The sequence below is a fragment of the Rhizobium sp. CF122 genome, assembly GCF_000282035.1.
Classification (GTDB): Bacteria; Pseudomonadota; Alphaproteobacteria; order Rhizobiales; family Rhizobiaceae; genus Rhizobium.
Map to the genome: position 1 here is coordinate 95681 of NZ_AKKA01000008.1, position 22546 is coordinate 118226.

General features: G+C 58.0%; 19 protein-coding genes and 1 pseudogene. 14 read left to right on the forward strand and 6 right to left on the reverse strand.

Going from position 1 to position 22546, the window contains the following annotated elements; translation table 11 throughout:
- Positions 1-30: 30 nt before the first annotated feature.
- Positions 31-468: a hypothetical protein gene (locus PMI09_RS31105; RefSeq protein WP_007787913.1), complete on the forward strand. Its 438-nt coding sequence runs from the start codon at positions 31-33 to the stop codon at positions 466-468.
- Between the two features lie 455 nt (positions 469-923).
- Here PMI09_RS31105 and PMI09_RS00860 read toward each other — a convergent pair.
- Positions 924-1827: pseudogene (locus PMI09_RS00860) on the reverse strand (NADH-dependent flavin oxidoreductase); the annotation flags it as partial.
- A 117-nt stretch (positions 1828-1944) separates the two neighbouring features.
- On the opposite strand from PMI09_RS00860, the gene PMI09_RS00865 reads away from it, so the two are divergent.
- The 9 genes from PMI09_RS00865 (at position 1945) to PMI09_RS00905 (ending at position 9980) form a co-directional block, all read left to right on the forward strand.
- Positions 1945-2841 carry a LysR family transcriptional regulator gene (locus tag PMI09_RS00865; RefSeq protein ID WP_007787920.1) on the forward strand — a complete coding sequence of 299 codons (897 nt, stop codon included), beginning with the start codon at positions 1945-1947 and terminating at the stop codon, positions 2839-2841.
- A 288-nt stretch (positions 2842-3129) separates the two neighbouring features.
- Positions 3130-4299, forward strand: a complete 1170-nt coding sequence (locus tag PMI09_RS00870; protein ID WP_007787922.1) for an aldo/keto reductase — start codon at positions 3130-3132, stop codon at positions 4297-4299.
- A gap of 234 nt (positions 4300-4533) precedes the next feature.
- Positions 4534-5052, forward strand: a complete 519-nt coding sequence (locus tag PMI09_RS00875; RefSeq protein ID WP_007787923.1) for a cytochrome P460 family protein — start codon at positions 4534-4536, stop codon at positions 5050-5052.
- Complete coding sequence (locus PMI09_RS00880; RefSeq protein WP_007787924.1) at positions 5049-5765, forward strand: DUF4405 domain-containing protein; 717 nt, start codon at positions 5049-5051, stop codon at positions 5763-5765. The genes PMI09_RS00875 and PMI09_RS00880 overlap by 4 nt, the downstream gene beginning before the upstream one ends.
- A 92-nt stretch (positions 5766-5857) precedes the next feature.
- Positions 5858-6697 (forward strand): SDR family oxidoreductase, encoded by an 840-nt coding sequence (locus PMI09_RS00885; protein ID WP_007787926.1) that lies wholly within the window; start codon positions 5858-5860, stop codon positions 6695-6697.
- 34 nt (positions 6698-6731) lie between these two features.
- Positions 6732-7109, forward strand: a complete 378-nt coding sequence (locus PMI09_RS00890; RefSeq protein ID WP_007787929.1) for a DUF1330 domain-containing protein — start codon at positions 6732-6734, stop codon at positions 7107-7109.
- Between the two features lie 92 nt (positions 7110-7201).
- Complete coding sequence (locus PMI09_RS00895) at positions 7202-8266, forward strand: alpha/beta hydrolase family protein (protein WP_007787931.1); 1065 nt, start codon at positions 7202-7204, stop codon at positions 8264-8266.
- A gap of 265 nt (positions 8267-8531) precedes the next feature.
- Entirely contained in the window at positions 8532-9368 is an 837-nt protein-coding gene (locus PMI09_RS00900) for an SDR family oxidoreductase (RefSeq protein ID WP_007787932.1), read from the forward strand.
- Positions 9369-9563: 195 nt separating this feature from the next.
- Positions 9564-9980: an ester cyclase gene (locus PMI09_RS00905; RefSeq protein WP_007787933.1), complete on the forward strand. Its 417-nt coding sequence runs from the start codon at positions 9564-9566 to the stop codon at positions 9978-9980.
- Positions 9981-11002: 1022 nt separating this feature from the next.
- On the opposite strand, the gene PMI09_RS00910 is transcribed toward PMI09_RS00905, so the two are convergent.
- The gene (locus PMI09_RS00910; protein ID WP_007787935.1) at positions 11003-11620 is read right to left on the reverse strand and encodes an outer membrane protein; all 618 of its coding nucleotides are present in this window, start codon (positions 11618-11620) and stop codon (positions 11003-11005) included.
- A gap of 555 nt (positions 11621-12175) precedes the next feature.
- Here PMI09_RS00910 and groES point away from each other — a divergent pair.
- A complete protein-coding gene (gene groES / locus PMI09_RS00915; protein WP_037081550.1) occupies positions 12176-12490 on the forward strand; it encodes a co-chaperone GroES in 315 nt (104 codons plus the stop codon).
- A gap of 53 nt (positions 12491-12543) precedes the next feature.
- Positions 12544-14172 carry a chaperonin GroEL gene (gene groL / locus PMI09_RS00920; RefSeq protein WP_007787939.1) on the forward strand — a complete coding sequence of 543 codons (1629 nt, stop codon included), beginning with the start codon at positions 12544-12546 and terminating at the stop codon, positions 14170-14172.
- 261 nt (positions 14173-14433) lie between these two features.
- On the opposite strand, the gene lhgO is transcribed toward groL, so the two are convergent.
- The 3 genes from lhgO to PMI09_RS00935 all read right to left on the reverse strand — a co-directional run bounded on the left by lhgO (position 14434) and on the right by PMI09_RS00935 (position 19146).
- Positions 14434-15669: an L-2-hydroxyglutarate oxidase gene (gene lhgO, locus PMI09_RS00925; RefSeq protein ID WP_007787942.1), complete on the reverse strand. Its 1236-nt coding sequence runs from the start codon at positions 15667-15669 to the stop codon at positions 14434-14436.
- Between the two features lie 127 nt (positions 15670-15796).
- A complete protein-coding gene (locus PMI09_RS00930) occupies positions 15797-16249 on the reverse strand; it encodes an Lrp/AsnC family transcriptional regulator (RefSeq protein WP_007787944.1) in 453 nt (150 codons plus the stop codon).
- A gap of 38 nt (positions 16250-16287) precedes the next feature.
- Positions 16288-19146 carry an FAD-binding and (Fe-S)-binding domain-containing protein gene (locus PMI09_RS00935; RefSeq protein WP_007787946.1) on the reverse strand — a complete coding sequence of 953 codons (2859 nt, stop codon included), beginning with the start codon at positions 19144-19146 and terminating at the stop codon, positions 16288-16290.
- A 72-nt stretch (positions 19147-19218) separates the two neighbouring features.
- Here PMI09_RS00935 and PMI09_RS00940 point away from each other — a divergent pair, with 72 nt between their 5' ends.
- A complete protein-coding gene (locus tag PMI09_RS00940) occupies positions 19219-20118 on the forward strand; it encodes a LysR family transcriptional regulator (RefSeq protein ID WP_007787948.1) in 900 nt (299 codons plus the stop codon).
- Between the two features lie 437 nt (positions 20119-20555).
- Positions 20556-21809, forward strand: a complete 1254-nt coding sequence (locus PMI09_RS00945; protein ID WP_007787950.1) for a D-amino acid dehydrogenase — start codon at positions 20556-20558, stop codon at positions 21807-21809.
- Between the two features lie 82 nt (positions 21810-21891).
- Here PMI09_RS00945 and PMI09_RS00950 read toward each other — a convergent pair whose 3' ends face one another.
- On the reverse strand, positions 21892-22533 hold the full coding sequence (locus tag PMI09_RS00950) for a ThuA domain-containing protein (protein ID WP_007787952.1): 642 nt from the start codon (positions 22531-22533) through the stop codon (positions 21892-21894).
- Positions 22534-22546: the final 13 nt, after the last annotated feature.

A 22546-nucleotide genomic window follows, 5' to 3' on the forward strand; every position in this document is an offset into this window, starting at 1 on the left:
TGGGAGGCGAACCTTGATCGAGGCAGATCGATGCTGAGCCGTGCATATCGTTGTATTTCGCTTATCTCGGTGTTCGCCGGTATCGTCCCTTCCGGCGTGATCCGACATACTCAAGCAACTGGGTTTCTGGAGAGCGCCTATGTCGCGTCGCGCGGTTTTCAGGCTCACCTGCCATACCGCTACGATCTCCTTAGCCCCGCACCGACTTCCTTCCGCGACTCGGGCCAGAAACCAACGTTGCCGGTCACTGAGTTCTATAGGATCAGGGACATTTATAGGGTCGCGTTCAAGGACACGTTCAGGGTCATTTTTTCGCGCAGCCTTTGCCGGCCCAAAGCCAGTGGCCTCGCCGGCGGCGTAGGCTTCTCTGGCTGTCGCGAGCGAAAGGCGATCCACCGGAGCGTTCAGCGGATTTGCTGCCGGGCTTTCGATCAGGCCGAGAACGAAGGCCCTGATGACTTGCGATGAAACCACGAGACGTAAGAAATACACTGTATCTGGGCCATGTTGGGCCGAGAGCCGGTGCTTGACGGTTCTCTCGGTCGCGTCAGTCTGGCGCATGAGTTGCTTGATCGCGCGATGGTTGTCGCCGTGCTGGCTCTCGGGCTGCGGCACTAACCATGTGGATTGCCAAAACGTCGGCGCTTCAAAACACAGACGAGATGAGAGGATAGACCATGGTCCGTCTCTTCGTCGGTGTTACGGACAAGGCCTGGTTCGATCAGTTGAGCGCCTCTGTTCCGCATGACGAAGTCAATTTCTGGCAACCCAGCGGGACGACGCAGTTTCGCGCGCTTCAGCCCGGCGAACTATTCCTCTTCAAGCTGCATGCGCCAAACAACTTCATCGTTGGCGGCGGCATCTTCGGTCACGCGTCAATCGCGCCACTGTCTCTGGCCTGGGAAGCCTTTGGCCTTAAGAACGGCGGCGATGACGGGTATACGGCCGGCAACGTGCGCGACGATGAGTTCAGCGATGGAACTGCCGTCGGCATCGCCAATGGGTTTGGCATGACGCACGCTCGATAGCGACACGTGCGTGTAGTCCACCCCGGCCAAGGCGAGACGATCGATAAGTTCGTAAGTGTCACTGATCCGAATACCGCCTTCATCTGATTCTTCAGGTGAAATCCGATAACCCAGCAAGAACGGCCGCCTTGCATGCAGGTCGATGATCCGCTTCACCTCTTGGACGACCGCGAGGGGGAAGCGCATGCGATTCCCCAATGAGCCGTCCCATTCGTCGTCCCGCTTGTTGAATAGCGGCGAGAAGAAGTTCTGAATGAGAAACCCGTGCGCTCCGTGCAATTCGACGCCGTCGAAGCCTGCCTCGATTGCACGCCGCGTGGCCTTGCCGAAAGCCACGATGATGTCGAGGATCTCATCGTGGCTTAGAGCTCGCGCTGTGATGTCACCGTTATTGAATGCACCCGGCGCAGCCTTCAGTGCGCTCGCGCTGACGATCTCGCCCCCTGGGACCAGTTCGGGCAGGGCTTTGTTGCCTGCATGGAAGATCTGGAGGATAGCAGGCGCACCGCCGCTCTTGGCCGCCTCGGCCAGGCGGCGCAAGCTCGGCGTGAACCTATCGTCGTAGGATGCGAACTCGCCCCGCAAAACCGATGCCGTTTGGCAGGACGTGGGTACAGCCGGTAATCACCAGGCCGACGCCTTTTGCTCTGCGGTGATAATAGGCGACTTCTTCATCCGAGACCGTACCGTCCTCGTTGCCGGACCACGTCGTCATGGGTGCCATGACAATACGGTTGCGAAGGCCGATCCCCTTGGAGAAGGTGAACTCTTCGAAGAGTTGCGGCTGTGTCTTGCTCATTTTCTTGTTGTCCTCTTGCCGCCCTAACGGTGGGTGATGTCGAGCAAATAAATAATGGAGGACAGGCATGCTAATTAGACCCTATAATCCGCATAAACTTAGAAATGGGATTTATAAATGAGAAAAGGTGATTTCAGTGAGCTGGCGGCATTCATCACCGTTGTGGAGGAGGGAAGTTTCACTCGCGCGGCCGCGAAGCTTGGCCTTTCTCAGTCCGCATTAAGCTATGCTGTTCGGATGCTCGAGCGACGTCTGGATGTGCGTTTGATTTCACGGACGACGCGTAGTCTGTCGACGACAGAGGCGGGAGAGCGGCTATTTCACAATCTACGCCCTGCGTTTGATCATATCGACAGTGAAATCGCCGCGCTCGCTGCCCTTCGCGATAAACCCGCAGGCACGATTCGCATCACCACCTTTCGGCATGCCGCTCGAATGGTACTCTGGCCCGCGCTGCTGAAGCTCGCGCCCGAGTATCCGGACATCGTCATTGAGATCAATGTCGACGAAGGGCTCACCGATATCGTCGCTGGCCGATTTGATGCTGGCATACGCCTCGGCGAACAGGTCGAGAAGGACATGGTAGCAGTGCGGGTGAGCCCGGATGTTCGAATGGCGGTCGTCGGATCACCCTCTTATTTTGCCAACCGAAAGCGCCCTGAAACGCCACGTGACCTGAACAGCCACGCTTGCGTTAGCTATCGGCAGAGCAGGGGAGGTGGGCTCTATGCCTGGGAGTTCGAGCGTGATGGCGTGGAGCTGGAGGCGCGCGTCAGCGGATCGCTCATTCTCAATGACAACGAGATGCTGGAAAACGCGGCTCTTGACGGACTGGGGCTGGTTTATGTCTTTGAAAGTCAGGTTTCCCATCATGTGGCCAAGGGGCGCCTGATCCGAGTTTTGGAAGACTGGTGCCCGCCATTCCCAGGCTATCACCTCTATTATCCAAGCCGGCGACAACACACCCCGGCCTTCTCCCTCCTGGTGGAGGCACTCCGCTACAGGGGACCGTAGCAACTGATTTGCGCTACACTTGCTAATGTGACGACAGCCTCAGGCATGTCAGGAGCTCCAAAGCGCCACTCAGCGCTCGTTGGCATTTTATCAATCCCATTTCTAACCCCATGCAGAAAATGGGGCCTAATCGCTGGTGCTGCGCTGCTTATCTCACGTCACGAGGACGGGCGCAAAATCACTATGCCGGCGAGGTGATCCAGATCGCCTGAGTGCAAGCTGGCCTGGCACGGCTCGTCCCTCCTTCGATGAAAAGACGGCTCTGCCGCTAAATTCAGGAGACGACTTATGGACAAAAACAAGCAAAACGCGGGTTCCAATACCAACGAGCATCCGGGCGTCGCGCGCCGTGATTTCTTGATCAACTCGGCGCTCGGCGGGGCAATGTTGACCGTCGCATCGTCGGCTTGGGCCGCTTCGCCGGATCAGCCTCAGGCAACCAAAAGCACTCCCCAGGCAGGACAAGGCCAGATGAAAACCCGGAAACTCGGAACGCTGGAAGTCTCGGAAATGGGAGCTGGATGCATGAGCATCAGCGCCAATTATGGGCCGGCGGCCTCCACGGCCCAAGGCATCGAGACCATCCGCGCCGCCCACGAAAAAGGCGTTACATTTTTTGATACAGCCGAGGTCTATGGGCCGTATACGAGCGAAGAGCTTCTTGGAGAAGCGTTGGCACCGATACGCGATCAGGTAAAAATCGCCACCAAGTTCGGCTTTGCAATCGACGGCACGGCCGGGCTGAACAGTCGTCCGGAACGGATCAAGCAGGTGGCAGAGGCCTCGCTCAAACGTCTGAAGACCGATCGCATCGATCTCTTCTATCAGCATCGCGTCGATCCCAACGTACCGATCGAAGATGTGGCTGGTGCGATCAAGGAACTGATCCAGGAAGGCAAGGTTCTGCACTTCGGTCTCTCGGAGCCGAGCGCTGGGACAATTCGCCGGGCACATGCCATCCAGCCTGTGACGGCGGTCCAGACGGAATACTCCGCTATGGAACGGAGCCCGGAACACAATGGCGTTCTCGCTGCATGTGAGGAGCTTGGCATCGGCTTCGTCCCGTGGGGTCCCATGGGAATGGGTTATCTCACAGGGAAAATGGACGCGAGCACTAGGTTCGACCCGAAGACCGATCTCCGTTCGACATTCGATCGCTTCAGCCCTGAAAACCTGGCAGCCAATATGCCGTTCGTCGCGTTGTTGAAACAGTTCGCCGAAAAGAAAGGTTCAACGCCCTCTCAGATTGCCCTGGCGTGGTTGCTGGCGCAGAAGCCGTTCATCGTTCCTATCCCGGGCACGCGCAATATCGATCATCTGAATGAGAACCTGGGTGCGCTTCGGGTCGAACTGACGCCTGACGACCTCCGTGAGTTCGGGACTGCCCTCTCGGTGCTGACCGTGCATGGCGGGCGCATGAACGAAATGCAAATGGGCCTGGTTGACCAAACAACCTAGCACCGGCCGATCGGCGCTTTGCCATGCAGCCGCGACGCGACCTACAGGCGCTGCGCGTTTTTCAGACGCGCGGCGCTGCAGCACTTTGAATTGCTGCAGCAATTGCCGGATTAAGAAGCCCGCTTTCTAAGCCCATGCAAATACCGCCGCCTAATCTGATCGGGTCCGCCGGACTACGGTGACGTCGATTGTCTGTGTCAAATCCCGCCCAGCGGCAAACCAAGGGAATCCTCTATGGCTGACGCCAGATCCAAAAAACCCAATGACCCATTCGCTGCGACCCTGCGTCTTGTCGTGACCGTGGCCGCTATCGTCTTCAGCGTCTTCGGCCCATTCAGCTCTTCGCTAATGGCGCAAGCAACCGGAAACCGGGCAACCTTCCCTAAGAATTTCGATGAGTACGTCCACTATGCGACCTACGATCGTGGCTCTTCCAGGGAGGAAGCGTTTGCAACGCGCGAAACTCTGGAGATCGCGAAGTCCGGCCGACCGTTGCCGCCCGGCACGCAATTGGTCCTTGGCATCTGGGCCGACTACAAACTCACCGGCTATTTCGTCATGGAGAAAGGTGTGGACTGGGGCCTTGGCGTCCCGGCGGAACAGCGCACCGGAGACTGGCATTTTCAGCAGTTCGATACCAACATGCAGGTCAGTCGGACCGCGTTCGCCGAGCGATGCCAATCGTGCCACGGGTCTCAGGCAGACAATGACTTCATGTTCACGACCGACAGAATGCGGGCTTACGTCCCTTGAAGCCGCTGTTTCTCTTGCGGTTGATCCTCGATTTCCTGGCGGCCGGCTTGTTGCTGGCCGCTCTGGCTTACAACTGGCTCGGCAATGCGGCACATGAGGTAATCGGCACGGGCATGTTCCTGCTGCTGATCAGCCACAACATTTTCAACCGCCGTTGGTACGGCATGATCACGAAGGGCTGGCGCGAACCGCGCGGTATCGTCACCAAGGTGATCAATCTCTCGCTTCTGACCACCATGCTAGTCTTGCTGGTAACCAGCATAATCATCTCACAGACTGTCTTTGGCTTCCTTTCTTTGACCGGCACCTTCACCTTGGGCCAGATCCACGCGTCGACGGCTTATCTGGCGCTGCTCATAGCGTCCCTCCACCTGGGTCTGCACTGGTCGATGATTATCAGTGTGGTGAGCAGCAGGTTCGGCATGACGACCGAGAGCAAACTCAGGACGTTTGTTTTGCGTGTGCTAGCCATCACAATCGCCGTCTTCGGCGTTCAGAGCTTGCTCACAATCGATGTCGGATCAAAATTGATCATGCAAATGAGCTTCGACTTCTGGGATTTCCAGACTGCGACGCTGGCCTTTTTCCTGCATCACATAGCGATCATTGGGCTTTGCGTGTTTCTCACCCACTATAGCTTGAAGATGATCAGGGGCCGAAAGCGCCGCACCCATGCTCTCGGCCATAAAGCAGTTGAACGCGGCTCTATTTAGAAATCCGCTTTCTAGCTTCATGCAAATTATGCATTCTAATCAAGTGGACTGAGCGCATCTATCTTCCTGTCTATGGAAACAGGGAGTTAAGCGTGAGCAAAGTTTGGTTCATCACAGGCGTGAGCAGCGGCATCGGCGCCGGGGTCGCCAGAGCGGCATTGAAGGCTGGCGATAAGGTCATTGCCACCTCCAGAAATCTCGACAAGGCCCGTCATGCCTTGCGCGACGTTGCCGATGAGAATCTTGCGTTCGTTAAGTTGGACGTGACCAGCGAAGCACAGGTCAATACTGCGGTAGAAGACGCCGTCGCGCGGTTCGGACGCATCGACGTTGTGGTGAACAATGCTGGCTATTGCCTGCTCGGCAACTTCGAAGAGCAGACCCTTCCCCAGATCGAAGCCCAGTTTGCCACCAATTTCTATGGCGTTGTGCATGTCGTGCGCGCCGTGCTTCCGGTCATGCGCAAGCAGCGGTCGGGTCACATCATCAATATCGGCGCCGCAGCCGGCGTTATTGGCCTGAAACACTGCGGTGCCTATTCAGCCACCAAGTTCGCGATCGAGGGTCTGGCATTTTCCGTCGGGATCGAGGTCGAGCCGTTCGGCGTCAAGTTCACGACTGTTGAACCCGGAGCCTTCCGCACGGATCTGCTGGACAGCCAGAATGTTCGTTACGTTCCTAGCAGCGGCATCGAAGACTATGCCGGCGACGCAACATCCGAGGCCACCTGGTCGAGCTACCACGGCGTGCAGCCTGGCGATCCCGACAAGCTCGGCGCGGCCGTCGTCACGGTCGCCGCCATGGAAAATCCGCCGAAGATATTCGTCGCCGGAACGGATGCGATCGCCATGATCGCGCCCGGCATAGAGGGCCGTCTCAGCGACATGCGAACCCATGATCAGTTGTCCAGATCGACGGACGGATCTCTCTGATCATCCTCAACTTAAAACCAAAGGACCTGACACAATGAAGAAAATCGCTTTCGGTGCGGCTGCGGCCATCGCCTTGACCCTCACGACGAACGCCTATGCCCAGGATTCGCGGCCTTCCGGCTACATGATTGCGAATTATACGATCAAGGACCAGGCCGGCTACAACAAATACATGGAAGAAGCCGGTCCGCTGGCGCCGAAATTCGGCGGCAAGATCATCGTGTTCAACCTGAACGCCACAGCGGTGGAAGGCGAGCCGAAAAAGGTCATGGCCATAGCCGAGTTCCCAAGCCTGGCAGATGCGCAGCGCTTCTACAATTCTCCGGAATACACGGCCGCCCGGAAGTTCCGCGTCGCCTCGACCGAAGGTTCGGTCATCATCACCGAAGGCTTCGTTCCGCCCAAGCAGTGACGACCGGATGTGGCGAGGCGCGATGATATGCGCGTCTGGCCCCTCAAATTCCAACTGACATCAACATCCCAACATCTCCCAAGGAGCCTGACATGGGCAACCAGCATGACACTATCGTTCCGCATGAAGGTCCCGCCTCAAATAGCCGGCGCCAACTTCTGAAGGCCGGCGCGGCACTCTCCGCTCTCCCGATCATGGCCGCCGCCGCGAGCGTACAGGCCGCGGGCCAAACAGCAACAGGTGCAATCGTGACCGACGCGAAAACTGAAGAATTCATCAACGGCATGGCCGATCTGATGGCACACTCGACCCGCACGCCCGTCCTGCGGTGGCCGAATGAGTACGGCATGGACTATGAAGAGATCTTCTTCCCGGCGATGGATGGCGTGACGATCGAGGGCTGGTTCATTCCCGCCGATTCAGACCGATTGCTCATCTTCAATCACCCCATGCCCTGCAACCGCTACGGATATCCCGGGCATCTGGATCCCTGGAAGAACTTCGGCGGCTTTGAAGCAAACTTCCTGCCGGAATACAAGATCCTGCATGACGCAGGCTACAACATCATTACGTACGACATGCGCAACCATGGCCGCAGCGGCACCGGCAGCGGCGGCGTAAACGCGCATGGCACGCTGGAATATCGTGACGTCATCGGTTCGTTGCGTTACGCCAAATCGCGGCCCGACACCAAGGACATGAAGACCGCCCTTTACAGCCGTTGCCTGGGCGCTAACGCCACGATCGTGGGCATGTACAAGCACCCGGCGGAATTCGCCCACATCAAGGCCATGATTGCATTGCAGCCCGTGACGCCGGCGGTCTTTGTCCAGACAGCGATGGAAAATCAGAAAATCGCAAATGGCGTCGAATTGTTCGACGCCGCCTACTGGAAGCGGACCGGCTATCACCTCGCCGACGTCTGGCCGATGGAATACGCCAAGGCCGTGACAGTTCCGACGCTGGTGGCGCAGGTCCGCAACGATTTCCTGACCAAGCCGTCCAATGTGCAGGAGATCTACGACACCCTTTCCTCAAAGGACAAGAAGCTCTTCTGGATCGAAGGCACTGACCAGCGTTTCGAGGGATACAACTACTTCGGACGGAACCCGCAGCTGGTGCTCGACTGGTTCGCCACACACATCAATGTTGCTTAGTCTCACTTCATAAATAGGATCTCATGTTTTGGGATTCGGTGATCCAATCCTCCTGATGAAGGAGGATTGGACACGGCGCGATTTCATGCCAGCGACGGGGCAAGTGGGATATGACCCGTGACGCTTGGTGCCGCGCCCTTAGAGTATCGTGCACGACTTCCCGCCGCATTCATAAATGCCATTTCTAAGTTCATGCAGATAATGCCGGCTAATCGTGCCTCGCCAAGCGATCTATCTTCTGGTCCATCAAGAACAGGAGTCAGATATGAGCAAGATTTGGTTTATTACGGGTGCGGGCAGCGGTATCGGTGCCGCAACTGCCAGAGCGGCCCTGAAGGCTGGCGACCGCGTTGTCGCAACCGGCCGCAACCTCGACAAGGTGCGGAGTGCCCTGAGCGACGTCGCGGGAAGTAACCTTACGTTCGTCCAGTTGGATGTCGCCAATGCAGAACAGGCTAGGGTCGCGGTGGACGAGGCTCTGAAAGCATTCGGCCGCATCGACGTTCTGCTCAACAATGCGGGCTACAGCCTGCTCGGCAACTTCGAAGAGTTGAGTAACGCCGAAATCGAAGGGCTGATGTCGACCAATTTCTACGGTGTGATGTACGTCATGCGCGCGGTCCTCCCGGTCATGCGAAAGCAGAGGTCAGGTCGGATCATCAACATCAGTTCGCTTGCGGGGGTCATCGGCTTCAAGCACTGCGGAGCCTACAGCGCCGCAAAGTTCGCGGTCGAAGGTCTCTCGCAGGCAGTGGCTCAGGAAGTTGAGCAATTCGGCATCAAGATCACCGCCGTCGCACCGGGCTTCTTCCGAACGGATCTCCTCGACGCCCAAAACGCCAAGTATGCCGCGAGCACGATTGAGGACTATGCCGTCGAAGGCAGTGCTGAGGACATGTGGTCAGGCTATGACGGCAAACAGGGCGGCGACCCCGCGAAACTGGCCGACGTTTTTGTAAAGTTCGTCGGCATGGAAAATCCGCCCAAGCAATTCCTGGCTGGGAGCGATGCTCTTGCGGCCCACAAGCCGACCCTCGAAGGACGGCTCGACGAGCTGCGCGCATACGAGGACCTGTCCAAGTCGACCGATGGTTCCTTCTGAGAAAAACAGACGGAAAAAACAACGACGACAATCAATGTTGGCCTGGTGAGGTTTGATCTCGGGGGTTTCCGTTTTCATGCGCCGCTGATTTCCTCAGAGTGCCGTATGAAACTCACCACCGTTTCGACAGGCCGAACCTCATCATCGATCGATTTCAACCGTCCAGCTTGAAACAGTGTTCGAAGGAGAACAAGAATGGCAATAGAACGTAACAAAACGGCAATGCGCCGGTTTGTCGAGTTTATCAATACTGCTAACGAACAACTCGGCGCGGAGTTGATCGCTCCGGAGGCCATTTTCCACGTCCCTGGGCGGCAAGAGCCTTTGCGTGGCCCGGGTGGTTACCTCGAGATCATTGGAATGATGCGAGGCGGCTTTCCTGACATCCAATGGACTTTGGAAGAAATTATCGCCGAAGACGATAAAGTTGCCGCGCGTTTTACAATGCGCGGCACGCACCAGGGACTGTTCTTTGGCGTTGAACCAACAGGTAAGTCGATCCTGGTCCAGGCCATGAACTTTTACCGTTTGGCTGACGGAAAATTTATCGAAGAGCGTGGTCAACCTGACTTGCTGAGCTTGCTGCAACAAATCGGCGCGGTCGCGAGTTAGTACGGGGCCAAGAACAATTCACCTCTCATACTTTCCTGCCACCACGGTGGCAGGAGGCCTGTTGTATGGTTCGGGTAGCTTTCAATCGGGCAGTGGCGGGCATTCGTCGGCGCTCGGTCTGCTTTGTCCTCATCCCTTCAAGGTTTGGTGCACCCCTCCAGGTCTCACGGGTGACCGACGACACCACGATATCCGATTGGTTCGCCCGTTGGGAAAAGGTCCGGCGCGAGCGCCAATTCGATCTCGTGCCCGGATGCGTCGGAGCTCATTACATTCGGGATGGCGAAACGAGTGCGCGAACTGTCACGCCAGATGTTATGTCGCCGAGATCGCCAAGCGCAGCGAACTTCTGTTTGCACACTTCGCCGGTCAACTCGACGATCTGCCGAACTGCGCTTGTTAGGCCCTCAAGCGTAAGAATCGGCACCAAAGCCACAGCAATGGCGAATTGAAATACTCAAGCAATTAATGCAAAACTCGCCGTAATGCATTGTGGAAGCTGGCATTAGGCTGCGATCCTCATGGGCAGAATGACCAGCTGTTTTCTGCGGCGCGGCAATTGAGGTGTAACCCTCCAGCGTGGTCTTCACCGTGAGGATACATCAAGGTGAGACGGAGTTTCACTGCCGCAGTAGAGCTGATTTCGCAGCTCGTGCTCGAGGTTGGCCGGTACTTTGGGTTCTTCGAAGAACGGGGAACCGCCTCCAGGTCGTCACGTAGCCGATCATCAGAGAAGACTTTTCATGAAGTTACGGCAGGAGCACACGACTGAGGTCGTCGGCGCAAAGGCTTCGATCAGCAGAGCGACGGCATACCCATTGACAAGAATCCGCAACTCCCATCTCAAAAGACCAAGCTGCGGGAGCGCCGTCATCTCCTAATTCCTCGGAGGCGCGTCGCCTATCATCGTAGCAGACGTCCTCACCAATGCGCTGCTTGGTGAGGACGGAAATTTTCGCATCGTGTCGTAATAATCGACGTTTTGGCGCCGGAAGCGCAAGGGCTTCAGGCCGCCTCAATTTTCAGAACTTATAGCTGGCGCCGAACAGAACCTTGTGCTGAGAGGCGCCAAAGTCCCCCACTTCCGAACCGAAGTCTTTGCTCCCGAAATCGGAATATCGATATTCGCCACGTACCAGGATATTGTCGGTAAAGGCGTGCTCGATGCCACCGCCGGCCGTCCAACCGATCAGAATATCGTCTTTCTTGCCGACACCAGGGACATCGACCTTGCCGCCCGCTGCAGCGACACCTGCCGTTGCGAAGAATAAGGTACGATCCCAGGCGTAGCCTACTCGGCCGCGGCCAGACGCGTCCCATTCAAGATTGGCTTCGCCGCCGTCTTCGAAGTTGTAGTTGAAGTCATTTTCGATACCATAAACGATGTTTTCATGCTGGAAATTGTAGCCGGCATGAGCGCCGAAAGTGCCGCTGTCGATACCCTGGTCCGAGTCCAGGATGGTCGCCTGGTTCCAGGAATAGCCGCCCTGGACACCAAGATAAAATCCGGACCAGTCGTAAGCCGAATGGGTCTGCTGCTGAGGAGTGAGCGCTGGCTGCTCAACCACCATATCGGCGGCAAGGGCCGGTATGGCAGAGGAGAGCGCCAGGGCGGCGGAAGCGAATAGCCTAAAACGCATGAAGGATGCCTCATCTTTGTTTGCAGAAAGAGCGGGTGATCGCTAGGTGCCTGGCCCGGCTCATGGGCTGCACTATGAGGCGGTCCAATGTTGCAGAGTGTCTTTTCACATTATGTTTTGTTGCGACGCGCAAAAATCCGGGGGCCCGTTTTCGAGCTTTCCGGCCTCGACGATGACCTGATCGGCGAGTTCAAATCTGCGCCCAAACGGCCTTAGAGCGAGGCCTTGATGAGGTACAGTACGTCTGCGGTTTCGCGCCGTTGACTACCAGCATGTTCGCCTCATGGGTGATCGTCAGCTCGTCTCGGCAAAACCCACCACCATGGCGACGCGGTACGCGTCCAAACCGCCGGCGACGTGAAACAGCCGTATCAATTCAGACCGGTTAGCACTCGATAGGCGAGAGTGCTAAAAAATTTCAGCTCCCCTCTTGAAACTCCAAAAATCATAAACCAGATCGATCTGAACGCGATGGCGAAAGGATCGGAGCCCCGCGTCGGCTTCGCTCCGAATGCGGCGCGGAGGGAAAATCTGTTTGTCCCTGAGGAGAGCGACATGACGTTCCGTCCCTTGCATGACCGAATCCTGGTTCGCCGCATCGAGGCCGAGGAGAAAACGGCCGGCGGCATCATCATCCCAGACACGGCGAAGGAAAAGCCACAGGAAGGTGAGGTCGTTGCCGCCGGCCCCGGTGCGCGCGACGACAATGGGCAATTGCGACCCCTCGATGTGAAGGTGGGCGATCGCATCCTGTTCGGCAAATGGTCGGGCACCGAGATCAAGCTCAATGGCGAGGATCTCCTGATCATGCAGGAATCTGACGTGATGGGCGTGATCGAGGTCGACGCCGCTGCGAGAAATGCGGCGTAGGGTCGATGCCGCCCCTGCTTACAAGGAATGCTGCCTGAGGAAGGAGTAGAAAAATGGCTGCCAAGGAAGTGAAGTTCCATTCCGACGCCCGCGAGAAGATGCTGGCCGGTGTCGATATCCTCGCCAATGCCGTCAAGGTTACGCTCGGCCCCAAGGGGCGCAATGTTGTTATCGACAAGCCGTACGGCGCGCCCCGGATCACCAAGGACGGCGTCACTGTTGCCAAGGAAGTCGAGCTGGAGGACAAGTTCGAGAACATGGGTGCACAGATGGTGCGGGAAGTTGCCTCGAAGACCAGCGACATCGCTGGTGACGGCACCACCACCGCGACAATTCTCGCCCAGGCGATCGTCAAGGAGGGTGCGAAGGCGGTGGCGTCGGGCATGAACCCGATGGACCTGAAGCGCGGCATCGACAAAGCAGTCGAAGCTGTGGTCGAGGAGCTGCGGAAGAACGCCCGTAAAGTTACCAGGAACGATGAGATCGCCCAGGTGGGCACCATCTCGGCCAATGGCGACGCCGAGATTGGCCGCTTCCTTGCAGAAGCAATGGCAAAGGTCGGCAACGAAGGCGTCATCACCGTCGAGGAAGCCAAGACCGCCGTGACAGAGTTGGAAGTCGTCGAAGGCATGCAGTTCGACCGTGGTTATCTCTCGCCGTATTTTGTCACCAACCCAGAGAAGATGCGGGTTGAGCTCGAGGAACCCTACCTCCTGATCCACGAAAAGAAGCTTTCGAACCTGCAGGCGTTGCTGCCGGTCCTCGAGGCCGTGGTTCAGTCCGGGAAGCCTTTGCTTATCATTGCGGAGGACGTCGAAGGCGAGGCGCTGGCGACGCTCGTCGTCAACAAGCTGCGCGGCGGCCTGAAGGTTGCTGCCGTCAAGGCTCCAGGGTTCGGCGACCGCCGCAAGGCGATGCTGGAGGACATAGCGATCTTAACAGGCGGGACCGCAGTCTCTGAGGACCTCGGTATCAAGCTCGAGAATGTGACCCTCAACATGCTTGGCGGCGCCAAGAAGGTCGTCGTCGAAAAGGAAAACACGACGATCGTCGACGGCGCAGGTTCGAAGACGGAGATTCAGGGCCGCGTCGCGCAGATCAGGGCGCAGATCGAGGAAACCACGTCGGACTACGATCGCGAAAAGCTGCAGGAGCGGCTGGCCAAGCTTGCCGGCGGCGTGGCCGTCATCCGCGTCGGCGGCTCGACCGAGGTCGAGGTGAAGGAACGCAAGGACCGCGTCGACGACGCCATGCATGCCACGCGCGCGGCCGTCGAGGAGGGCGTGCTGCCCGGCGGTGGTGTCGCGTTGTTGAGAGCCGTCAAAGCACTGGACAGCGTTCAGACCGAGAATGCCGACCAGAGACACGGCATCGACATCGTCCGCCGTGCAATCGAGGCGCCGGTGCGCCAGATCGCCGAGAATGCAGGTGCCGAGGGCTCGATCATCGTCGGCAAGCTGCGTGAGAAGACCGATTTTGGCTACGGCTGGAACGCCCAGACCAACGAGTTCGGTGATCTCTACGATCAGGGCGTGATCGACCCGGTCAAGGTCGTCCGCACCGCGCTGCAGGATGCCGCCTCGATCGCCGGCCTACTGATTACCACCGAGGCAATGGTCGCCGAAAAGCCGAGGAAGGATGTACAGTACCCGCCGATGTCGGCAGGCGGCATGGACTTCTAGATCGATCAGCCAGGCCCGGCCCGTCGGGTGGGCCGCTCCCGGAGTGAGAAATAAATCCGGCGTCTTTGCCAACAAAGGAGGAGGCGTGCTTGTGCGGGAGCGTCGTCAAGAAAGTCTCCAGGACAAGGGGAATTTCCAAGGATCCGGCCGCTATTAGCAACATCTCCCTTTTGGATCTCCAGAGATGGACGATATCGCTTCCGGTCGAGGGCGGCCTCGCCATCTCTTGATGCCCAAGAGCCCGATCCAGCCTCTGAAAGCCTAAGCCCGGGCCTCCTCACGGGCAGGCGATGCGCTAATCATTGTGGTACCGCCTTCGAGCAGCCGATCCACGATCATGCGGCCGATCGGGATGGCCGAGGTCGCTGCGGGCGAGGGAGCGTTGCAGACATGCAGCATTCGTTCCGTCTGCTTGAAGAGGAAGTCATGCACCAGGCTTCCGTCGGCCATGACCGCCTGCGCGCGAATGCCAGCCTGTGGCTTTTGCAGGTCATCAATTGTCAGCGAGGGGCAATATTTCCGGCACTCTTTGAGGTAGCGTGCCCGCGATGCGGAATTGGCAAATTCGGAAATCGCCGAACGCCAGTTTTTCCGCGCCATTTTCCAGAAGCCGGCAAATGCAGCCATGCTGCCGACGTCCTTGAGCGCAAAGCTGCCCTTGACATAGCCTTCGCGCGCGAAGCCAAGTACGGCGTTCGGTCCAACCGTCATACCGCCGTCAATCGTTCGCGTCAGGTGGATTCCGAGGAACGGCAAGTCTGGATCGGGGATCGGATAGATCAGGCGCTGCGTCACCTTCGCCTTGGATGCGGGCAATGCGTAGTATTCGCCGCGGAACGGCACGATCCGATGATCGATCTTCACGCCGGCCATCAAAGCAATGCGGTCGGACTGGAGGCCAGCGCAGGCAATCAGTCTGCGGGCTTCGATAGCTCCGGACGCGCTTTCGATGCGTACCCCGTTTTCGTGTTCGTGAATCGCCCTGACCGCCACGCCGCGCCTGATTTCACCGCCTTGTTCCTCGATCTTTCGTGCCATGGCATGGCACACAATCGCGTAATCGACGATGCCCGTGGAGTGAACGAGAAGGGCGCCGAGACCGGCGATATGGGGCTCGTCGGCTCTCAGTTTTGCGGTCGACAATCTGGTATAGTCGATGCCGTTGTGTCGCGCCCTGTCCTCGAGCGCCTCCATCCGCTGCATCTCCGCATCATCGGTCGCAACCAGCAACTTCCCGCAGGTTTCGAAGGCGATCCGATTTTCATTGCAAAAGCGCTTTGTCGCCTCCGCACCTTCACGGCAGAGCTTCGCCTTCAGTGAGCCTGGAGCATAATAGATCCCGGCATGGATAACACCACTGTTGTGACCCGTCTGGTGCTTGGCTAGTTCGGCCTCTTTCTCCAAGACGACGATGCTGGCGCCGGGTGTTCTTTCCTGCAGCGCCATGGCAACCGCTAAGCCGACGATGCCGCCTCCAATAATGCAATGGTCATACATGCTGCTATCCAAATCCGACGGGTCCGGCATATAGCTAGCATTCACGCGCTTCGCCGTCTTGCGATCCTTATGGCGTAAGTCGCTCCAGAGACCTTACGAAGGCCGCTCCGCTTCGGGCCGTCAGCATCTATTTCTGACGCGCCGACAGCACATTGCGGATGGAGAAACTGGAATTGATACGCAGCACACCGGGCAAGACGGAGAGGATCTCCTTGTGGATCCTTTCGAAGGCACCGGCGCTCTCGACGTCGATACGCAAGAGATAATCTGAGCCGCCCGTCATCAGGAAACATTCGCGAATTTCCGGATATTTGCGGACAGCCGCTTCAAAGCGGTTCAGATATTCCTCTGTCTGGCGCTCCAGAGTGATCTGGATGATCACGGCAATGGCGTCCTCACCAAGTACATCAATAAGCGCCGTATAACCAATTATTATTCCTGCCTTTTCCATGAGTGAAATACGGCGCAGGCAAGCCGAGGCGGACAGGCCGACCTCCTTGCCAAGATCGACATTGGAGATACGCGAGTTCAGGCGCAACTGCCGGATGATTTTCCGGTCGATGGCATCAATCTCATACATTACCACCTCATCTATTCGCGCCGCGCCGCGCCGTCGCGTCACTCAGCGCCGATTGCATCGGCCATCCATCGCATAGGATGTTCGCCCCGAATAGAAGAGAATCGCTTCGTCTGGCAACGGCACGAGAAACCGGAGACCATTGCCTCCCGTTCGCCCTGCAATTGCCCCGACCAGGAAAGGTCAAATGTGCGCCTGCTGAGAGCCTGGTGCCGCTGCTGATGGCCGAACAAACCGGCCATACCGCAGCACCCGGTTGCCGCAACTTCAATCGACGCGCCGAGTGCGGCAAAAAGCTTCTTCCAGGCCGTTGCTCCGGCGCCTACGCTTTCACTGCAATGAAGGAGCAATTTAGGCGGCAGCCTTGCCGTGGCGAGTTTTGGCAGGACACGCCCGCGGGCGATCTCCTCGTTCAGGAACTCCTGGACCAACTGCAGCGGTTGGCCTGTCAGGCCAGCCTTTAGGTATTCCTGGCGGACCATCATGATGAAGGCCGGATCGACCCCTACCATCGGTCGACCACAAGCCGCAACCACGTCGATCGCGGATCGCAGCTTGCGTGCCTGCCTGAAAAAGCGGGTTCTGTCGCCGAGCACGTGGGCCGCCTTTCCGCCCGGCAGCATGGAGACGAAGACAGGGCGATAGCCAAAGCCACGAAGGCCGTCCGCAAGTGCCATCGCGGCCTGGCTGTCGAAGAGGGCCGTAAACGGATCCTGCCAGACGAAGACCGTATCCTCATGCCATTGGCGCTGCGCGATCACCTCGGCGCAAAACGTCTGATACCCGCCTATGCCCACATCATTAAAGGCAATGAGCGGAAGGTCATGCAGACCCGTGACCTTCTCCATCAGCGGGTTGAACACCCTTGCAAAAACCGCCGCCAGCTTCCTGTGCCGGGCCAAAACCGGCGAGTATTCCTCCAGCAACAGCGCTAGCCTATCGGCCAGCGATCGCCGGCGTTTCCGATAAAACCGCTCGAGGAAGTGCGATTTCATCTCTGGTATGTCGACCTGCACCGGACAGCTCGTGGCGCAGGCCTTGCAGCCAAGGCATCCGTCGAGTGCGGACAGGACATCGCTCTCCAGCTCTTTGGTCGCATGACCTTGCCTGTGCGCCTGGTGCCAATGCCTTAGAGCGTCGGCGCGGCCCTTCGGAGAGTGGCGCAGGTCCCGCGTCGCCTTGAACGAGGGGCACATGACATTGCTGCGCTGATAGCTCAAACACTGAGCATTGCCATTGCACTTGAAGGCAAGGCTGAGAGGATCGTTCTCCTCGGTGTTGACGCTGCGAAACGGGGTTGTCCCAATGCCCATAAGGGACCCCGGATCACCGACGAGCTTTCCCGGATTGAAACGAAGCCGCGGATCGAACGCGCGTTTGACCCGGCCAAACGCATCATATGCGGTAGCACCGACGAACTCTGCCAAGTAGGCGCCACGCACGCCCTTGCCATGCTCTCCCCAGAAAATACCGCCATGCCGGCGCGTCAAGTCGAAGACGCCATCCGAGATCGCCTTCATGATGACCCGGTCTTCCTCGCGATCGATATCGAGCGCGGGACGGATATGCAGGCAGCCGACATCAACGTGGCCGTACATGCCATAGTTCAAGCCGTGTCTGTTCAGCAGCGCTGTGAAGTCCTTTACAAAGGCTGCAAGGTTTTCGACAGGCACCACGCAGTCCTCGACAAAGGCAATCGGTCGGCGCGTGCCACTGACCTTACCGAGCAAGCCAACACTTGCCGCCCTGACCTGCCAGAGTGCTGCCATTTCGATATCGTCAACCGCTACGTGGCTTGCGATTGCGCCGGCAAGCGTCAGCGCGCGCTCCCGCAGGGCTTCGACCCGCCGTACCAGATCTGCCTCGTCGTCCCCGACGAACTCGACGAAATTGTAGGCGATCGGCTGACCGTCGCGAGCCCGCAGGCTGGCAGGCAGTGCTTGCAGAATTCCGGCCTTGTCGGCCAGACCCTGTACCCATTCGTCCATGACTTCAATTGCCAGCGGATCATGTGCGAGGAGGGCGCTACCAGCATCCAGTGCCGCAGCGAATGTCTTAAAGCCAATGACAACCAAGCGCTTGAATTTTGGCTTGCGCAACAGGCGCAAGCGCACCCGTGTGACAAGGCCGAGCGTACCCTCCGCACCGATCGGCAGGCGCCACCATTCGAGGTCGCCTTTAGGCGGCTTCGCCCTTTCGAGATCATAGCCCGTAAACCTGCGCGAAAGTGCCGGGACCCGGCCAAGCAGAGCATCGCGACCCGACTTACATGCCGCTTCGATCTCCAAGAGCATTGTCTTTGCCCAATCAGGTGTCGGCGCATCACTATCCAGTGTTCGGCCGCCATCGAGGACGATCTCCATTCCAAGCACGTTGTCGCTGGTCTTGCCGTAGCGCCTCGACCCTTTTCCGGATGCATCCGTGCTCACCATGCCGCCGATCGTACAGCGGCTTGCCGTCGAGGTCGTGGGCGCGAAGAACAGACCAGTTCCCACCAATTGGGCGTTCAACTCGTCGAGAACGATGCCCGGTTCAACCTCCACCCACTGCTCCTCAACGTTCACGTTAAGGAGGCGGTTCATGTATTTTTGAAAATCGACGATGATGCCGGCGTTCAGGCTCTGGCCGTTGGTGCCGGTGCCTCCTCCGCGTGCTGTTACCGGAACATCACACAGATCCTCGGCTTCAAGGACGCGCATCAACCGTCGAACATCCTCGGCATCGCGCGGAGCAACGACGATATCCGGCATCATGGTGTAAATGCTGTTGTCCGTGGACATGGCCGCGAGCAGTGCTGCATCGGCGGCGGTGTCGCCCCGAAATCCTGCGTCAGAAAGTAATGCAGGAAGTCGTTGAAGAACCACATGATAGTGCAGTTTCCTTATAGTCTGGTTCAGCATCGCGGTAGGTCCGGAGAAATCGAGGGATCCTGTATTGAACCACAAGCAAGCAATTCGTATAATTAGAAAGATATGAAGGTTTTTTCGGAAAATACGAATATAGGCCTTCGCCATCTTCGCGCAGCGCTAACGGTGATGGAGGAAGGATCCTTCAGCCGGGCAGCGCAACGGCTTGGCGTCGTGCCCTCGGCCCTGACCGAGACGATCCGGATGCTTGAGCTGGAGTGCGGGACGGCGATCTTCGACCGAAAGACGCGCCCTGTGAGAGCAACAGAAGCTGGCCAGGCGTTCCTGGAGGGCGCGCGCGATCTTCTCGATCGTTTCGAGCTTTCGTTGACCAACCTCAGACAGGTCGGCGGTCTCAAACGTGGCCGTGTGGCAATTGGCGCCGCACCGTCGGCCGTCCTGACCCCACTATCGGAGGCGATTAGGACGTTTCGCACCGACCATCCGGGCATTGACATTATCGTTCATGATGACGTGGCCGAACGGCTGGCCGGCATGGTGGTGAACAGAACGCTTGATTTCGCGCTGGCTGGACCGGGCTTTGAATCGGCCGAATTGGAGGGAAGAAAGATCAGCGAGGACCCGTTTGGTCTCGTCTGCCACAGAGATCATCAGCTTGCACGGTCGTCGCGTCCGGTTATCTTGGCCGATATCAATCCGGAAGATGTGATCGCGCTCGACGGACAGGCAGGCATTGCAAGGATGCTTGCCGATTGCCCCGAATTGCCGCCGAGCCTGACGATCGGCCGTATCCAAACGTTCAGCACCATTGCGCAGTTGACCTTGATCAGCCGCAACGCCGGCGTGGCGCTGTTGCCACAGCAGGCAGCGAAGGTCATCCAGAGCGATGAAATTGTCTTTCGCGCGATTGCCGATTTTCGGCTCGTCCGCTCGCTCTATCTGTTGACCCGCAGCCGCTCTAGTCTGCCGCCAGCCGCAGAGCGCTTCATCAGCTATCTCCTGTAATCGATCCCCGCACGAAACGTTCAATGGCTTGAAGAAAATTGCAAGAACGCAGCTGTAATTGTTTGTTTCCATGAAGAATTGAGCGAAAAATTCGTTCACTGGCCGATATCCTTGCCGCGTGCAATTTTGGGCCGGTTCATGAACAGCAGCACCGTCAATGTTACGCTCGCAACCAACGACGGATGCGGCGTTCTTTCAATCGACCTTGGCGCCGTCGAGAGGGGCTGTTGCCGAGCATGGGACGCGTGTCGATGGGCAGCATAGCAATCGGCATCAATGTGCTGGCGGAAAAGGCAAACTGTTCTCAGTACACCGGTGGTACTTGGCAAACATCAAAGTTTGGCGATGATGGCTGAAGACACCGATACCATCTCCTTCAAAAACTCCCACCCATTTGGGCCATCGTTACATCTGATCTGACTTTTCTGGGGTTCACTATGAAGATCACCGTGCTTGGTGCCGGCGTCATCGGCATTACCACTGCCTACTATCTGGCGAAATCGGGACACGAGGTAACAGTGTTGGAGCGCCAGGGCGGACCGGCTCTGGAAACCAGCTACGCCAATGCCGGTGAGATCTCGCCCGGTTATGCATCGCCCTGGGCAGCGCCCGGAATTCCTCAGAAGGCCGTCAAATGGCTTTTCATGAAGCATGCGCCGTTGATCATACGTCCAACATTCGACCCAGCCACCTGGGCCTGGGTGACGGCAATGCTGCGCAACTGCACTTCAGCGCGCTACGCCATCAACAAGAGCCGGATGGTCCGGCTTGCCGAATACAGTCGCGATTGCCTGATCGAGCTCCGTGGCGAGACCGGCATCCCCTACGACGAGCGGATGCAAGGGACACTACAGCTCTTTCGCACGCAAAAGCAGCTCGATTCGATCACCAAGGACATCGAGGTTCTCGCAAAAGACGGCGTGCCGTTCCAGGTACTCGATCCGGCTGGATGCGTCGCGGCCGAGCCGGGACTGGCGCCGGTGAAGCATAAGATCGTCGGCGGTTTGCGTCTGCCCAACGACGAAACGGGCGACTGTTTCAAATTTGCAAATGAACTCGCAAAGCGTGCAGAGGCATTGGGCGTGCGCTTCATCTACGGCGCAGACGTCCACAAGCTGCGCATCGAGAACAACCGGATCAGGGCTGTGGAAACCTCGCACGGCGCGTTTGACAGCGACGTCTTCGTGGCCGCCTTTGGCAGTTTCACGCCAATCTTGTTGAAGCCGCTCGGACTGAAGGTTCCAATATACCCGGTGAAGGGATACTCAATCACGGTTCCGATCGTCGACGAGAGCCGGGCGCCTGTTTCGACGATCATGGACGAAACCTTCAAGATTGCCATCACCCGTCTCGGTGATCGGATCCGTGTAGGAGGCATGGCCGAAATCGCCCGTTTCAACAAGGACTTGCCGCCGAATCGTAAGGAAACACTTGCACATTCAGTTGAGGATCTGTTCGGTGGAGCAGGGGATCAGAGCAAGGCGCAGTTCTGGTGCGGCCTGCGCCCGATGACACCCGATGGAACGCCAATCATCGGCAAAACGGTCTACGACAACCTCTACCTGAATTCCGGGCATGGCACGCTTGGCTGGACGATGGCCTGCGGCTCCGGCCGTGTGCTGACGGATCTTATCAACAGGGCAAAACCGCAAATATCGACCGAGGGACTGGGTCTCAGCCGCTATGGCTGACGTATGCCCGGAATTCGTACGCGATCTTGATAAAATGCCGGCGCTACAGAATATGGCGCCGGCATTTTTATGAACTGGCCGCTCAGCGTGCTGCCCAGTTCGCACCGCGTCGGAAAATCGTCTTCATCTCAGGCACCGAGAATTCCTTGGCCTGATGGCCAAGCGAGGAATAAAAGACACGTCCCTTGCCGTATTTGCGCTTCCAGGCGACGGGCATCACCACGCCGTCGATCCAGTAGGCGTGGTCGCCGGTGAACCTCGTCGTCGCCAGCACCTCGTTCGAAGGATCGACATGCATGTAGTACTGCTCGGAGGTATAGGGGAAGTCGCTGATGCCCTCCATGACAGGATCGTCGGGCCGGGTGATGTTGACCGTGTAGTCGATGATATTGCCGGGATGTGCGACCCACTGACCACCGATGATGAACTGGTATTCGACGCATTCACGGAAGCTGTCGCCAGCGCCGCCATGGTAGCCGGCAATGCCGACACCACCCTCGATCGCGGCCGCAAGGTTCTTGATCTCTTCCTTTTCGATCTTAGACATCGTCACGATCGGCACAACGAGGCTGAGATCATGGACAGAGGGGTCTGCAAAGGCCTCGGTCGTGTGCTCGACGTAGACCTTGAACCCATCTTCCTCCAGCATGTCCTTGATAATTGCGGCGCATTCCTGCGGCTCGTGGCCACTCCATCCGCCCCAGACGATCAGTGCTTCACGCATACTCTTCCTCCTG

Coding starts and splice junctions, on each gene's coding strand:
- lhgO (WP_007787942.1), bottom strand. CDS start 15,669: ATGTATGACCATTGCATTATTGGAGGCGGCATCGTCGGCTTAGCGGTT.
- groL (WP_007787939.1), top strand. CDS start 12,544: ATGGCTGCCAAGGAAGTGAAGTTCCATTCCGACGCCCGCGAGAAGATG.
- PMI09_RS00870 (WP_007787922.1), top strand. CDS start 3,130: ATGGACAAAAACAAGCAAAACGCGGGTTCCAATACCAACGAGCATCCG.
- PMI09_RS00895 (WP_007787931.1), top strand. CDS start 7,202: ATGGGCAACCAGCATGACACTATCGTTCCGCATGAAGGTCCCGCCTCA.
- PMI09_RS00940 (WP_007787948.1), top strand. CDS start 19,219: ATGAAGGTTTTTTCGGAAAATACGAATATAGGCCTTCGCCATCTTCGC.
- PMI09_RS00950 (WP_007787952.1), bottom strand. CDS start 22,533: ATGCGTGAAGCACTGATCGTCTGGGGCGGATGGAGTGGCCACGAGCCG.
- PMI09_RS00910 (WP_007787935.1), bottom strand. CDS start 11,620: ATGCGTTTTAGGCTATTCGCTTCCGCCGCCCTGGCGCTCTCCTCTGCC.
- PMI09_RS00890 (WP_007787929.1), top strand. CDS start 6,732: ATGAAGAAAATCGCTTTCGGTGCGGCTGCGGCCATCGCCTTGACCCTC.
- PMI09_RS00935 (WP_007787946.1), bottom strand. CDS start 19,146: ATGCTGAACCAGACTATAAGGAAACTGCACTATCATGTGGTTCTTCAA.
- PMI09_RS00930 (WP_007787944.1), bottom strand. CDS start 16,249: ATGTATGAGATTGATGCCATCGACCGGAAAATCATCCGGCAGTTGCGC.
- PMI09_RS00875 (WP_007787923.1), top strand. CDS start 4,534: ATGGCTGACGCCAGATCCAAAAAACCCAATGACCCATTCGCTGCGACC.
- PMI09_RS00905 (WP_007787933.1), top strand. CDS start 9,564: ATGGCAATAGAACGTAACAAAACGGCAATGCGCCGGTTTGTCGAGTTT.
- groES (WP_037081550.1), top strand. CDS start 12,176: ATGACGTTCCGTCCCTTGCATGACCGAATCCTGGTTCGCCGCATCGAG.
- PMI09_RS00900 (WP_007787932.1), top strand. CDS start 8,532: ATGAGCAAGATTTGGTTTATTACGGGTGCGGGCAGCGGTATCGGTGCC.
- PMI09_RS00865 (WP_007787920.1), top strand. CDS start 1,945: ATGAGAAAAGGTGATTTCAGTGAGCTGGCGGCATTCATCACCGTTGTG.
- PMI09_RS00945 (WP_007787950.1), top strand. CDS start 20,556: ATGAAGATCACCGTGCTTGGTGCCGGCGTCATCGGCATTACCACTGCC.
- PMI09_RS31105 (WP_007787913.1), top strand. CDS start 31: ATGCTGAGCCGTGCATATCGTTGTATTTCGCTTATCTCGGTGTTCGCC.